Annotated in this window: 9 protein-coding genes; all 9 read left to right on the forward strand. The window is 48.3% G+C overall.

What is annotated here, in order from left to right; all coding sequences use genetic code 11:
* Positions 1–321: 321 nt before the first annotated feature.
* Positions 322–3,108, forward strand: a complete 2,787-nt coding sequence (locus tag BM231_RS15560) for a bifunctional aconitate hydratase 2/2-methylisocitrate dehydratase (RefSeq protein WP_093520794.1) — start codon at positions 322–324, stop codon at positions 3,106–3,108.
* Between the two features lie 323 nt (positions 3,109–3,431).
* Positions 3,432–4,277: a phosphonate ABC transporter ATP-binding protein gene (phnC, locus tag BM231_RS15565; protein WP_057464261.1), complete on the forward strand. Its 846-nt coding sequence runs from the start codon at positions 3,432–3,434 to the stop codon at positions 4,275–4,277.
* A gap of 40 nt (positions 4,278–4,317) precedes the next feature.
* Positions 4,318–5,244 (forward strand): phosphonate ABC transporter substrate-binding protein, encoded by a 927-nt coding sequence (phnD, locus tag BM231_RS15570; protein WP_093520796.1) that lies wholly within the window; start codon positions 4,318–4,320, stop codon positions 5,242–5,244.
* A gap of 96 nt (positions 5,245–5,340) precedes the next feature.
* Complete coding sequence (gene phnE / locus BM231_RS15575) at positions 5,341–6,216, forward strand: phosphonate ABC transporter, permease protein PhnE (RefSeq protein WP_167550306.1); 876 nt, start codon at positions 5,341–5,343, stop codon at positions 6,214–6,216.
* Between the two features lie 11 nt (positions 6,217–6,227).
* Positions 6,228–7,592: a phosphonate ABC transporter, permease protein PhnE gene (phnE, locus tag BM231_RS15580; protein ID WP_093521160.1), complete on the forward strand. Its 1,365-nt coding sequence runs from the start codon at positions 6,228–6,230 to the stop codon at positions 7,590–7,592.
* Between the two features lie 763 nt (positions 7,593–8,355).
* On the forward strand, positions 8,356–9,513 hold the full coding sequence (locus BM231_RS15585; protein ID WP_093520800.1) for a porin: 1,158 nt from the start codon (positions 8,356–8,358) through the stop codon (positions 9,511–9,513).
* 610 nt (positions 9,514–10,123) lie between these two features.
* Complete coding sequence (locus BM231_RS15590; protein ID WP_093520802.1) at positions 10,124–11,209, forward strand: porin; 1,086 nt, start codon at positions 10,124–10,126, stop codon at positions 11,207–11,209.
* A gap of 1,155 nt (positions 11,210–12,364) precedes the next feature.
* Entirely contained in the window at positions 12,365–13,477 is a 1,113-nt protein-coding gene (locus BM231_RS15595) for a porin (RefSeq protein WP_093520804.1), read from the forward strand.
* Between the two features lie 486 nt (positions 13,478–13,963).
* Positions 13,964–15,196, forward strand: coding sequence for a porin (locus tag BM231_RS15600; protein ID WP_093520806.1), 1,233 nt, complete (start codon positions 13,964–13,966; stop codon positions 15,194–15,196).
* Positions 15,197–15,222 lie beyond the last annotated feature (26 nt).

A 15,222-nucleotide genomic window follows, 5' to 3' on the forward strand; every position in this document is an offset into this window, starting at 1 on the left:
GATGCGGCTCCTCTTTCCGCGTGCCTAAATCACCCACATGACTTCTTGGGGTGTCTTTGCTTGTCTCATAACAACTGAATGCCGAGGAATTGTATGAAGTCTCACAGGATTTATTGTTCTGGAGCTGCTTGGACAGGTAAAGCTTGTCAGCGAACGGGTGGGGGTGGAGTTCTGCAACTGCTGGAAACATCTTGCATGCTAATCTCATTTGGTATACGACCGCATACAACAAACTTGAGCCGGTTTGCCTGAGATGGTTTTGACATAGAGTTCAAGATACACCAAACATAAATCGTCTAACACAAATGCGTCGGAATAATCATGAGCTTGTACACTGACTACTTGAATGAGATTGACACTCGAAAAGCCCAAGGTTTGAACCCCAAGCCGATCGAAGATGGCGCACTTGTGAATGAGATCATTTCGCAGATTAAAGATCTCAAAAATGAACACAGAGACGGTTCTCTTAAGTTCTTTATTTATAACACTTTGCCAGGCACAACCAGTGCAGCTAGTGAAAAGGCGAAGTTTTTGAAAGAAATTATTCTTGGCGACTCTGTTGTTGAGGAGATTTCTCAGTCATTTGCTTTTGAGCTGCTGTCTCATATGAAGGGCGGTCCTTCTGTAGAGGTTCTTCTTGATCTGGCTCTTGGCGATGATGCAGCAATAGCGGCTCAGGCAGCAAGCGTTCTGAAAACTCAGGTGTTCTTGTACGAAGCTGATACTGATCGTCTTGCAGCTGCGTTTAAAGCAGGTAATGCGATTGCAAAAGATATTCTGGAAAGCTACGCGAAGGCTGAGTTCTTCACCAAACTTCCTGAAGTAGAAGAAGAAATCAAGGTCGTTACCTATATTGCTGGTGAAGGCGATATCTCCACCGACTTGCTCTCTCCTGGTAATCAGGCGCACTCTCGCTCAGACCGTGAGCTGCACGGCAAGTGCATGATCTCTGAAGAAGGTCAGGCGAAAATTCAGGAGCTGCAGAAAGCTCATCCTGATGCACGCGTGATGCTGATTGCTGAGAAGGGTACCATGGGTGTTGGTTCCTCCCGTATGTCCGGCGTAAACAACGTTGCGTTGTGGACCGGTAAGCAGGCTAGCCCATACGTTCCTTTCGTGAACATTGCTCCGATTGTTGCTGGCACCAACGGCATTTCTCCGATTTTCCTGACCACTGTTGGTGTGACCGGTGGCATCGGCCTTGACCTGAAAAACTGGGTCAAAAAGCAAGATGCCAATGGCAACACCGTTCTGGATGACAATGGTGACCCTGTCCTTGAGCAGACCTACTCAGTTGAGACTGGCAAGGTGCTCACCATCAACTCCAAAACCAAAAAGCTTTATGATGGTGATAAAGAGCTGGTTGATGTTTCTTCCGCTTTCACGCCTCAAAAAGTTGAGTTTATGAAAGCAGGCGGCTCCTACGCTGTTGTGTTTGGTAAGAAGCTGCAGACGTTTGCATCCGAGACACTCGGCGTTGACCTGAAGTCCGCTTTCGCAGCATCCAAAGAAATCTCTCACGAAGGTCAGGGCCTGACTGCTGTTGAGAAGATCTTCAACCGCAATGCAGTTGGCACTACTCCGGGCGCAACTCTGCACGCAGGTTCCGATGTTCGTGTGAAGGTGAACATTGTTGGTTCTCAGGACACCACTGGTCTGATGACCTCTCAGGAACTGGAGTCCATGGCGGCAACCGTCATTTCTCCAACTGTTGATGGTGCTTACCAGTCTGGCTGTCACACCGCTTCTGTTTGGGATTTGAAGGCGCAGGCCAATATTCCTAAACTCATGAAGTTCATGAACAAGTTCGGCCTGATCACCGCGCGCGATCCTAAAGGCGTCTACCACGCCATGACAGACGTGATCCACAAGGTGCTGAATGACATCACCGTGGATGACTGGGACATCACCATTGGCGGCGACAGCCACACTCGTATGTCCAAAGGCGTGGCATTCGGTGCAGACTCCGGTACCGTTGCTCTTGCTCTGGCAACTGGTGAAGCCACCATGCCGATTCCAGAGTCAGTAAAAGTGACCTTCAAAGGCACTATGGCTGATCACATGGACTTCCGCGATGTGGTGCATGCAACACAGGCGCAGATGCTCAAACAGCATGGCGACAACGTGTTCCAGGGCCGCATCATCGAAGTGCACATCGGCACACTGCTGGCAGACCAGGCCTTCACATTCACCGACTGGACTGCAGAAATGAAGGCAAAAGCCTCCATCTGTATCTCCAACGATGAAACTCTGATCGGCTCTCTTGAGCTGGCCAAGAGCCGCATTCAGATCATGATCGACAAAGGCATGGACAATGATGCCAAGGTTCTGGCAGGTCTGATCGCGAAAGCGGACAAGCGTATTGCTGAGATCAAATCTGGCGAGAAGTCCGCTTTGACCCCGGATGACAATGCCAAATACTTCGCAGAGGTTGTTGTTGATCTGGACCAGATCGTTGAGCCAATGATCGCTGATCCTGACGTGAACAACAATGACGTTTCCAAGCGTTACACCCACGACACCATCCGCCCTGTTTCCTACTACGGTGGCGACAAGAAGGTAGATCTGGGCTTCGTTGGTTCCTGTATGGTTCATAAGGGGGACATGAAGATCGTTGCTCAGATGCTCAAGAACCTTGAGAAAGAAGGCGGTAAGGTCGAGTTTAACGCTCCACTCGTTGTTGCAGCACCAACCTACAACATCATTGATGAGTTGAAGGAAGAAGGCGACTGGGAGATCTTGCAGAAATACTCTGGTTTCGAGTTCGACGATGCACTGCCAAAAGCAACAGCACGTACCGAATACGAAAACATTATGTATCTGGAGCGTCCTGGCTGTAACCTTTGCATGGGTAACCAGGAGAAGGCTGCTAAGGGTGATACCGTTCTGGCAACCTCTACCCGCCTGTTCCAGGGTCGTGTGGTAGAAGATTCCTCTGAGAAGAAGGGGGAATCCTTGCTGGCGTCCACTCCGGTCGTTGTTCTTTCCGCAATCCTTGGCCGTACTCCTAACATGGATGAGTACAAGGCAGCAGTGGAAGGAATCGACCTCACCAAGTTCGCCCCACCTCTGCAGAAACCAGCTGGCGCAAAGTCAGTTCACTTCTAAGAGCTGAGTAAGATACTAAGATTTTGAACGGGCGGCATCTTGGAATGTCGCCCGTTTTTGCTTGCTTCTCCAAGACCTGCTGAGTTGATGCTTTCAGGTGTTTCGATTCTCCCGACTTTCACCTAGCAATCTGCATATCTCGGATTGCTCTTCCTTTTCCTTCTGTCATAAAATCGTAATCTAATGCTTGTTTTGCCAGCTATGTGGGGGAGGGGGAGTGTGACGTTTTTTTGACGTAAGTGCTTTCTGTGGGAGCGTCATTTCGCTGTAACAATCACGTGTGTCTAGTACGTCAAATATTAACAGGCACCGGGGTTGAACTCTTGATCCAGTTTGAGAGCGTTAGAAAAGAATTTGGCGCGCATGTTGCTGTCAAAGGGGCGAGCTTCATTGTTGAGAAGCCTCAGATGATTGGCATTATTGGTCGTTCCGGCGCGGGTAAGTCCACGTTGCTGCGGATGATCAACAGACTAACCCCGGCGACGGATGGGCGTGTCCTTGTTGATGGAGTTGATGTGCTTGCCTTGCAGGGGGCGCATAAGCGTCGTTGGCAGCGTGATTGCGCGATGATTTTTCAGCAATTCAATCTGGTGCCACGTCTTGATGTTTTAACCAATGTTATGCTGGGTCGCCTGAATGCACACGGAACTGTTTCCAGCATGCTTAAGTTGTTTACGCGGGAAGAACGCGTTCAGGCGCTGCTGAAACTTGAAAGACTTGGTATTGCTGAAACGGCTTTGAAGCGGGCTGAAAATCTTTCTGGTGGTCAGCAGCAGCGTGTTGCGATTGCCCGTGCTCTTATGCAGGAGCCGAAAATGCTTTTGGCCGATGAGCCGATTGCCTCGTTGGATCCGATGAATGCGCAGGTGGTGATGGACGCTCTTAAGGCGATCAACACTGAAGATGGCCTGACAGTTATTTGTAATCTCCATACTCTTGATACTGCTCGAAACTACTGTGACCGCGTGATTGGTATGCGTGATGGTGAGATTGTTTTTGATGGGAAACCGGATGAGCTTTCGACCGCAGTGGCCCGTGAGATCTACGGTGCTGATGACAGTTTTGAGGAGGGGATGACCTCAACTTCTCTTGGTAGCGAAGGTGCAAAAATCGCTGCCCTGGAACTGGCGAAAGGTGATGCTTCGCCTGTCGTCTCTGCTGCTGAATAGCAGCCGTTTAAGATTTTTATTCTGATATTGGAGTGCTCTGATGAAAATCATCGGTAAAGTTGCTGCAGCTCTTGCTGTTAGCACGACCCTTCTTGCTGCGCCTCTGGCTCTGGCTGAAGAGAAAATCACTGAATTCCGCATTGGTATTCTTGGTGGTGAAAATGAAGCGGATCGCCTTCGTTCCAACCAGTGTCTGGTTGATCGCTTTGAAAAGCTGCTGGGTGTTCCGGTTAAGCTTTTCCCAGCTGCTGATTATGCTGGCACTATTGAAGGCCTGAAGGGTGGTAACCTGGATTATGCCGAGCTTGGCGCTTCTGGTTACTCCGCTGTTTACCTCTCAGCTCCTGATGCTGTTGAGCCTGTGCTAACTACCAAGCAAACAGATGGTGCGACTGGCTACTATTCTGTAATGGTTGCCCGTGCAGATTCCGGCATTGAGACGCTGGAAGACATGAAGGGTAAGCGCATGGGTTTTGCTGACCCTAACTCTACCTCCGGTTATCTGGTTCCTTCTGTTGCGTTTGATGACATGGGCCTGAACCTGAAAGAGTACTTTGCTTCTACGCAGTTTTCTGGTGGTCATGAGCAAAACGTTCTTGCTGTTTTGAATGGTGATGTTGACGGCGGTGTGACCTGGGCATCTGGCGTTGGCGAGTGGGAAGAGGGCTACACCTCTGGCAACCTGCGCAAGATGGTTGATAAGGGCATGGTTGATATGTCTGATCTGGTTCAGATTTGGCAGTCTCCGCTGATCCCGAACGGTCCACTTGTCGTGCGTAAGTCGCTGCCATCTGACGTGAAGCAGAAGGTTGTTGCCTCACTGAAGTCCATGGTGACAGACAACACTGAGTGTTTCTATTCCGCGCAGGGCGGTGAGTATGCTGATTTTGTTGAGGTGAACCATGACTTCTACAAGACCATTGTTGAAGCGCGCCGCCGTAAGATTGAAGCGAAAAAAGCTAACTAACTCTGTTTGAATGTTGAAGGGCGCGGGTCTCACCGCGCCCTTTCTTTATGAGGGTCGTGAGGGCTCTCATCTTTTCCCTGTTTGGAGGATGTTGAAGTGGCCGCTCATCTGGCGCTTGCCGAAGCTTCCCGTCTGGCCGAGATCTCTCAGGCCTATGAGCGTGTTGCCCGGCGCCGAACTCTTTATACTCTTTCTCTGCTCGGCCTTTGTGTTCTGTGCATCTTTGGTGGCTTGTTTGTTGCGGACCAGGCAAACTCTGGTGGCTTTTGGGCAGGCCTAGATAAATTCTTTGATTATCCGGCCGAGTTGTTCATTGGCGCCTATGAAGAAGGGGTGATTGGACTGTTCGCACTCGTTCTTCAATACTTCCCGTACCTTGTGGAGACCGTCAATATCGCCTTGGTCTCAACTCTTCTGGCATTCTTTTTGGGCGGGGCGCTGAGTTTCGTAGCCAGCCGTAATCTGGTGAGCAATCGACTTGGTGTTGCTGTGATGCGCCGGGTGATGGATGTTTTTCGCGCATTCCCAGAGATTGTGATTGCGCTGCTGCTGGTTCTGATTTTTGGGCCAAGCCCTGTTGCAGCGGTGATCGCGGTGACAACGCATACAATCGGCGCTCTTGCCAAGCAGTTTTCTGAGGTCAATGAGAACTGTGACCTGAAGGCTGCTGAGGGCATTCGCAGTGTTGGCGGCAATTGGATGGAGCAAATTCGCTTCGGCATTCTGCCTCAGGTGCTCCCGAACTTTCTGTCTTACACGCTGCTTCGGCTGGAGGTGAATGTGCGGGCCTCTGCGATCCTTGGATTTGTCGGGGCTGGAGGCCTTGGTGCTGAGTTGAAGATGGTTGTTGATTGGAACTATGGGGCAGACATTCTTGTCATCATTTTCATGCTGGTTCTTTCAATCACGTCCATCGACTATCTCAGCGGTTGGATGCGGCAAAAACTTATTGGTCAGACGGGACAGGTTTGATGGAGCGCTCTATGACAGATATTGGTGCCCTGGGTGGGACGTTGCATCATGAAGAGCAGCGACTGGAAGAGCAGTATCCCGGTGTTCTGGGCCTGGATTTAAAGAAGCGTCTGCTTGGTCCTGTGCTGTCACTGCTGGTTGTTGCCTATCTTACACTCTGCTTTTTTGCGTTTGATGTTCCTGGCGTGATGGAGAAGGCGCGCGGAGATATGGCGCAACTGTTTGCGCTGGATGCCTATGCTCATAAGGTGCATGCGAAGTACCAGTTCAAGAAAGCTAATCAGGGGTTTGTTGTCAGCCTGGAGGGCAACAGACGCGCTATATATAAAGAGCAGCCTGACTGGATCGCGCAATCTGCGGGCCAAACGTCTATTCTTCTTGGAAATGATGGGGTGCTTCGCTTTGCAGATGATGTGGTGACTTACACTCATCCGGAGTATGAACAGGCTTTTACATTCAAAGTTGGCGACGGGGTTCCGCAGTTTGTTAGCGGGGCTGATGCCGACTGGTTGAAGGTCTCGAAGACGCAAGTTAATGCGCGACCCTCTTTATATACACGTATCTGGCTGACGAAGAGCAAGGTTGAGGTGCATCGGTACTTTGGTGGCTGGGAGAATTTCTGGTTCGACTTTGACAGCGGGCTGAACGGGTTGGGTGTTGGTGAGCTGATGTCACTGGCGTTCTCTTCGGAAAGGCTAGATCCTGATGTTTCCAACATACGCTTTATGTTCAACGAGTTTTGGATGAATAGCGAGTGGCAGCATGGGGAGGTTTATTTCGCATTGCTGCAAACTCTCATTATGGCTGTGGTTGGTACTTTGATTGCGGGTATTTTAGCGTTGCCGCTTGCATTTGCTGCGGCAGCCAATGTCAATCCGGTTAAACTGGCTCGGACAGGCGTGCGCAGGTTCTTCGATTTTCTGCGCGGCGTCGACATGCTTATCTGGTCTCTCATCTTTATACGTGCGTTTGGGCTTGGGCCACTTTCCGGTATATTCGCGATCTTCTTCACCGACACGGGTACCTTCGGCAAGTTGTTCTCTGAAGCGATAGAGAATGCTGACAAAAAGCAGGCGGAAGGTGTGCAGGCAACGGGAGCTTCTCCGGTTCAGAAATACCGGTTCGGACTGTTCCCGCAAATCTTGCCTCTCTTTATATCTCAGATGCTTTATTATCTGGAGAGCAATACGCGTAGTGCCACCGTGATTGGAGCATTGGGAGCAGGGGGGATTGGCCTTAAGCTGATTGAGACCATGCGGACCAGACAGGATTGGGAGAACACTCTCTACCTGATCTTTCTGATCATTGTCGTGGTGATGATGATGGATCAGCTCTCCGGATGGTTACGTCGCAAACTCATTGAAGGCCAAGCCTAGCGTAAAGCACTTAGCTTTTTGGAGGAGGGCAGTCACTCAAGTGGCCGCCCTTTTTCCTTTTGGAGGTCTGTGAGTGGTTTCTTACGTGAAAAGTGCTGGCTGAGGTGGATTTGTCCACACTAGGTAGGCCATAGGAATTTGCGGGGATCTAGATCGTCTGAGTGCAATATTTCTAAGTGTATTCTTCTAACTTGTTGATTTTACTCGATTTTCAGGTTTCGTGTAGAAATGGCGCGCTTTGTATAAAAAAAATTGATGTATTTGGTTCGAGAGTTTGTGTTGATGTATAGTGGTGATAATTTGTTCCTATCTTCGCAAAATTAGACATTGATGAAGCGGATTTATACGTGAATAAGTAATGCCTTATGTCTCATTTTCTTATTTGATGCCATATCTAGCTCCAGTAAATCTATAGCACTTCAAATTATCACAATAATTTATGTTTTAAATCTTCATTTTTGCTTTGAAAAGGGTGGCTGCAGATGTGTGTTACCAATCTGTAGCTGGATTAATTCCCTGAATTCCCTGTGTTATTTGTGCCACATCGCATTCCGATAGTTTTCAAACTTCATTTGAATCGTTGATTAAAAACTAAAGATCACAAATATTGATGCTGTGAACAGCGCGGGGCGCACTCAACGGCGCCCGCTGAATTAATCGATGTTTTAAACATTGCTTTGATCGGCAAGCGCAAGTGGGGAGCCAGAGTGGTCAGGGATCGACATGTGGTCGAGCTGCTCCGGTTTTAAAGAAAGTTAGAATTATGAATTTCAAGGCTATCGCAATCGCAGCAGCTGCTGCAGCTGCTGCAACTTCCGTTCAGGCTGCTGACCTTCCAGCTGACATCGCACCAGTAGACTACGTTCGCATCAATGATGCATACGGTGCAGGTTTCTTCGTACTGCCAGGTACTGAAACAGCAATCAAAATCGGCGGTCGCATCCGTGTTGAAGCACGCTTTACAGACCTGCTGGACGATGAAGATTACAGCAGAGAAGACAACAACCACAACTTCCGTTCCCGTGCAAACCTGCGTATTGATACCCGTACACAGTCTGAGCTGGGTCTGATCCGTACATACATGGATTTCCAGTACACTTCTAATTCCGATTCACGCGATGCTGAAGGTGTTAAGCTGGACAAAGGTTATGTTCAGATTGGTGGTTTCACTTTCGGTCTTGCGACTTCTGCATTCGATCTTTGGACTGGCGAACTGGCTTCCAACCTGTTTGACCGTCACTTGGCTGATGACACCGTATGGCAGGCATCCTACACCCATGCATTGGGTAATGGCCTGACGATTGCTGCGTCTATTGAAGACAACGCTGACCGTGAGCAGGGCGTAGACATCGGTACCGATGACCTTAATAAAGCAGGTAACACTCTTCCTTCCTTCGTTGCGAAGGTTCTGTTGAATCAAGGGTGGGGCTATGCTGGTCTTTCTGGTGCTGTAACCAAAGTTGATACATCAGTTGGTCGTGACTCCTCTGAAGTTGGATACGCTGTTGCCGGTGCTGTTGGTTTCAATCTTGACATGATTGCTCCTGGTGACGTGATTAATTTCCAGGCTGCTTATGCAGATGGTGCTATGGCTTATGTTGGTGCTGAAGGCGATGTCGCAGACGCAGTCCTCGACGCTGATGGTGACATTGAAACCAATAAAGCTTGGTCCGTTGCTGGTGGTTATATGCACAACTGGACAAGTGAACTGTCTTCAGGTGTAGAAGCTTCCTACCTAGATGTTGAAGCTGGTGCTGGCGATGCTGACTTCAATCAGGTTGTTGTAGCTGGTACTCTTGAGTACCGTCCAGTTTCCGGTCTGCTGTTCTCTGCAGGCGCTGGTTGGAAGCAGGATGATGTCGATGGTGCATCTAAAGAAGATGCTGGTGTCTTAAACTTCCGCGTACAGCGTTCTTTCTAAGGCTGACTTAAGCCTCAGACCCTCATTGGACTTTCAATAATCCTGATTTTCCAATGACTCTCATTCCCGGTGGTGTCCAAAACCACCGGGTTCCTCTGTTCTAGGGTATGCATAGGTAAATAAGCTTGCCTATTTCTATTTTGAATTTGCATATTAAATTTTAGTTGGCATTTTAATCCCCAAGGCGCGAATTTTTGCGCCCGTTCTGTGGGATTATGTTTTTTTAGCAATTAAATGTACTAATCTAGACATATCAATGTTGCATTTAATATTTGTATTTCAACGGGTTAATGAAAATTAGAATGCCTATGATCTGTGGCGTCCGAGTTGAGTGTTTCGAGCATCCATAGAACCTGTTGTGTCAAAAAAAACACACTACTTTAGCGTGGTGACGTTTCTCCCCTTTCAAACTACTAGGTTGATATTGCGATCTTCCATCTCGTCGGGCATCAATATGTCCATCGACGCGGTCGAGCCGATTGATTGCTTTGCTAAATTATGGCGAGCCTTTCTGGTTCTCGTGTCGCAGGGAAAAGAGGAAATGTGAGCTGCTCCAAACAGGTCACGCCAGTTTCTTCTTTCTATTGAGAGACATTGGAAGGTCAGGATTATGAACGTTAAAACTCTTGCACTCGCTGCAGCAGCTGCTGCAGCTGCAACTTCTGCACAGGCTGCAGATCTGCCACTCGCTGCTGAGCCAGTAAACTACGTAAAAGCATGTGACGCATTCGGCGCTGGTTACTTCCAGCTACCAGGCAAAGACACCTGCATCAAACTCGGCGGTCGTATCCGTGCGCAGTATGTAACTCACAATCTCAATGAGAAACTTGAAGATGTTGCCAATGACTACGAAGCATACGTTCGTGGTTATGTGTACTTCACTTCTATGACAGCGACCGACTTCGGTACAATCAAAACCTATACTGAATTGGAAGCTCGTTGGACAGAAGATGGCGAGCGCCAGGGTGTACGTGGAAATGATGCATGGATCCAGCTCGGAACCGACTATGGCTCTTTCCTGTTCGGTCGCGAGGGTTCTGCGTTTGACGAGTTCACTGGCTACACATGGATCGGTCCAGTTGGCGGTGCTTGGTCTGATACAGCAACTCTGCAGGCATCTTTCACTGCAGATCTGGGTAATGGCTTTACAGCGACAGCTTCTCTTGAAGACTCCAGCTACCGCGGTGGTGACGAGAATGCAGTTGATTTCGTCGGTGCTCTGAAACTTTCCCAAGGTTGGGGCTCTTTCAAATTGGCTGGTGCTGCGCACAACAAAGCTGATGGAGATGGTTACGGCTATGCAGCCGGTGCAACTGCGTCCTTTAACCTTGATATGGTTAAAGAGGGAACTGAAGTTACCTTCCAGGCACAGTACGCTGATGAAGCTGGAAGCTACATCGGTGTTGATGAAGATCTCATCAATGTAGAATTCACTAAAGGCTATAACCTTTCTGCTGGTCTCGAGACCTCTTTGACAGAAAAAGTGTCTGCGCAGCTTGATCTTGCTTATATCGACGTAGAATCTACTATCTCTGACGAGGAAGTCCAAGCTTACAGTGTGAACGGTTCTGTTGTTTACTCTCCAGTTGCAGGTCTCGGTCTTGCACTTGCTGCAGGTTGGGCAGATGGTGAAGTCAATGATGTGGACGTTGACGATGTAATTCAGGTTGGTGGACGTGTGCAGTACACTTTCTAATCTGATATAAAAACTTGATAGCTTAGCGGTTATCTATTTTGGAGCCTCGGCAACTTTGGTTGGCGAGGCTTTTTTTTGTTAGCAAGACAAACCTACATCTGCGGTGAGAGGTTGGAAGAGTTCTACATTTTGAATATGAGATTGATTGCGCTGCAAGCAGTTCGTTTAAAATTTGTGGTAACCTATAGATTTTTGAGGTAGCTGTTGGGTTTGAAGTGCTGAAATAAAACGCTGAACTTACTTAATTAAAGCAATGGTTCGCTGAAGTGATATCAGGCTTCTAATCTTGTTTGTTGTTGTATATTTATTTGATAGAAAATTTTGCTCGTATCATAAGGGCAAACTACTTCGAGTGGCCCAAATGAGACATTTTAAGTCTCTATCTGTGGTGAAGGTCTTCGATCTGCCCGTCGCAGAACAGATAATAACTTGAGTGAGCTTGTTGCACTCAAGCTTAAGAACGATCTACGTCTTACGATGTTTGATGTTTCTACCTTCGATCCAAAGCTTGCAGCGGCTATTGGGGGGGGATTGAGCTGCCTAAGTCAAAGCTCTCCAAATCTGTTGCCTATACCTCCGCGCTGATGAGAGGCGGATGCTTAAGTATTTCCAACTCACACTCGAAAGCGCTCAGACTTGAGTTAATTTCCTTGCCTAAAGCTGTGGGTTTATTCACAAAAAGAGTAGTGATATCGGCGTGTAGAAATGATTGGGAGGTCTTTTTAGATCGTTCTATACATTAGCCAATCTTATTTTAGGTGATGAAAATTTAAGTTATTGAAGTAATAGGTTTAATCTGAATTCACCTAGCTGTGACTGTATGTTTCGGCGACATTTCGCGGGCTGTGTTGCATAACTTTAACACTCAATATTTCAACTCCTGCCTGAATTTCATGTTGTAAAAAACACACACGTTAAAAATGTCAAATAGAAAAAGGCAAGAGGCGCATCTTATTGGGCTTGCCTAATTCTCCTAACCTTGTAATTTCTCCTCACGAACCTTCAGGGGGCTTTCTCTTCAAGTAGGCACTTGATTTGAGGCGGAAGGTTCACGGGGACAGTTCAGACACGCTTGATGACGGTGCATGCACCTGAATTGCGGTTTGATGATCTGTTTTAAATAAAGTTTAAAATCCATATTATGGGAAGCTTGTGATGAACTTCAAGAAAATCGCTATCGCAGCAGCTGCTGCAGCAGCTGCAACTCCAGCAATGGCTGCTGACCTTCCAGTAGTTGCTGAGCCAGTAAACTACGTACAGGCATGTGACGCATTCGGCGCTGGCTACTTCCAGCTGCCAGGTCAGGACACTTGTGTTCGCGTACACGGTCGTATCCGTACACAGTGGACTTCGCATGATCTGACTGAAAGCCTTTCTACTGCGAACCCTTATTCAACACTTGCTCGTGGTTATGTTTACCTGGAGTCCATGACCGCTACAGAAATGATGTCAATTAAGACATACACTGAGCTGACTGCATCTTGGGATGAGTCTTCAGAAGACACTCTTGGTATGGGTGACGCATATCTTCAGCTCGGCTTTGATAATGTTTCTGTTCTTCTTGGCCGTACTGGTTCCGTATTCAATACCTTTGGCGGTTACTCTGAAATCGGCGTAATTGGTGTTACATCTGGTGGTGAAGACACCATGCAGATTTCTGCTTCCACTTCTCTGGGTAACGGTTTCACTGCAGAGTTTGCTCTGGAAGATGCAGAAGCCTACGGCGGTGCGATGAACCGTTCTGATTTCGTTGGTGCACTTTCTGTAACACAGGGCATGTTCACTGGTAATGTGTCTGCAGCTGCTCACGCATTCTCTAACGATGAATATGGCTTTGCAGTTGCTGGTTCTTTGGAAGTTGCTGCAACTGATGCCGTGAAGTTTGGCTTTGGCGCAACTTACGCAAAAGATGCACTTGCTTACGCAGCAGGTTCAGCTAACAATGATATTCTCCCAATTGCAGAACGTCTGGCAATTGGTGAAGCTGATGAAGTTGGTACAACTTCTTACGTAATTGCTGCGGGTGTTGAAGTTGCAGCCACAGACAAAGTTACCTTGGCACTTGACGGTTCTTATGCAAACTATGATATCGGCAGCGAGATTGACTTCAATCAGACCGTAGTTAACGGTTCTATTGCGTACGCACCAGTTGCAGGCATGGTTATTGCTCTGGATGCTGGCTGGACACGCGTAGAAGCTGAAGTTGGCAGCGATGATTTTGATGGTGACTCTGCACAGGTTGCTGCTCGCGTACAGTACTCCTTCTAAGATTTCTTAGATTGAGGGTCTCGGCGGCGGTGTCGCCGGGACCACTTTTATAAAGCCTTGATGTGATACTTGCCACAGAATTGCGTATGCGGTGGGTATAGATAGGTATCACTTCAAGATTTTATGAGTTTTGGTTTCGCTCAAAACCTTCTAATCTATATCTGGTTGAAGTTCATATATCCTGATCTTTCAATCAGTCTCTCAGGCCCGGCGGTTCCAACCCGCCGGGCTTTCCCATTTGTGCGTAGTACTCAAGTTTTCAATGAGTATTACGATTTGGTGACCTCTCCAGCTGCGAAATTTTGCTCAGTTAAACTTCCTGCTCGTTTTGATTGGGTGAGAAAATCCTGCCTAATCCATAGTAATTGCGAAAATTGAACCTTGGCGTAATTGTCTAGTTGCACAGGGGTAGTCATTGCAGCTGATTTTGATCACTGCATTTGTGGGCATTGGGCTACTCCGAGTGACGGATGGAGGTTCAATACTATGACGAAGAAGCTGATATTCCTACCGGTCTTGCTGTCATTCGGAGTTACAGCACAGGCTACAGATTTGCCTAAACCTGTTTTTGAGGATGAGCCTGAGCCGCTCAACTTGGTGGAGCCGCTGGATTATGTGCAGGTGTGTGATGCATATGGTGAGGGGTTTTTCTATATTCCTGGTACGCAGACCTGCCTGCGCTTGAGTGGCCGGGTGCGCACCGATGCGCAGTATCGTCGCTTTCCCAAAAAGCCGAGTAACTGGGGTGGGGTGGTCGATGATGACCCAAAGGGCCGAGATTTGAACTCGATGCGCTTTCGTGCTCGCTCCTACATCCGTATGGATGCACGGTCTGAGACCGAATTTGGGTTTGTTCGTACTTTTTCCGAACTTAGAGCAACGGTGGATTCAGATACTGAGCGATATGACGACTCTCCGGAAATGGATCTGAACAAGGCCTATATTCAGTTTGGTGGCTTTACGATTGGGCGCACTGGTTCTCTGTTTGACTTCTTTACGGGAGCTACCTTTGGTGCTGTGCATAGAGATTGGTCTGATACCAACTCCTGGGCTGCAGCTTACACGGAAGTGTTTGATGGTGGTGTTTCCGTCACTGTTTCCATTGAAGACCCAGTTTATCGTGCGCATGGCGTGTTTACCGGCGTTGCAAGTGAAAATGGAAAGGCCGGGAATAAGGCCCCTGACGCAGTGGCGGCCTTCCGAATGGATGGCGATTGGGGCAGCGCGAAGCTTGCGGCAGCTGTTACGAATATCAGACCAGAAGCCGCTTATGTACCTGGTGAAGTTGGCTGGGCGCTGGGGGTAGGAATGATAATTAACCTCCCTCAGATGGGTAGTCAGGATGCAATGGCTTTGCAGTTCCAGTATGGAAACGGTGCTGTTTCCTATGTGGGTATTGATGACGATGAAGTTTTTGACGCTTACTACATCAATGGCGATACCAGAAAGACCGAGGCACTATCGTTTTCAGGTGGGCTTACGCACTATGTGACGCCTGAAGTCCGGACAGACTTTGATGCTAGTTATGCGGTTGTTGACACGCCAACTGGCGCTGCGCTTCCAGACTTTGATCGGTTTGCTCTAGATTGGGATTTAGTCTGGTCACCGGTCAGTGGCATGGAAATGGGTGTCGATCTCGGTTACTCACGCACATCGCCGGAGGATGAGAAAGACTTTGATGAAGCCAGCGCGCTCTTCAGAGTTCAGAGAACCTTCTAAGGTATTAAGTTTCTTGAAGAACTTGG

This window comes from Pseudovibrio ascidiaceicola, from assembly GCF_900114245.1.
GTDB lineage: Bacteria > Pseudomonadota > Alphaproteobacteria > Rhizobiales > Stappiaceae > Pseudovibrio > Pseudovibrio ascidiaceicola.

Bases quoted from the DNA above. Each gene is read 5' to 3' on its own strand.
- BM231_RS15560 (WP_093520794.1), top strand. From the start codon at position 322: ATGAGCTTGTACACTGACTACTTGAATGAGATTGACACTCGAAAAGCC.
- phnD (WP_093520796.1), top strand. From the start codon at position 4,318: ATGAAAATCATCGGTAAAGTTGCTGCAGCTCTTGCTGTTAGCACGACC.
- phnE (WP_093521160.1), top strand. From the start codon at position 6,228: ATGACAGATATTGGTGCCCTGGGTGGGACGTTGCATCATGAAGAGCAG.
- BM231_RS15585 (WP_093520800.1), top strand. From the start codon at position 8,356: ATGAATTTCAAGGCTATCGCAATCGCAGCAGCTGCTGCAGCTGCTGCA.
- BM231_RS15590 (WP_093520802.1), top strand. From the start codon at position 10,124: ATGAACGTTAAAACTCTTGCACTCGCTGCAGCAGCTGCTGCAGCTGCA.
- BM231_RS15595 (WP_093520804.1), top strand. From the start codon at position 12,365: ATGAACTTCAAGAAAATCGCTATCGCAGCAGCTGCTGCAGCAGCTGCA.
- BM231_RS15600 (WP_093520806.1), top strand. From the start codon at position 13,964: ATGACGAAGAAGCTGATATTCCTACCGGTCTTGCTGTCATTCGGAGTT.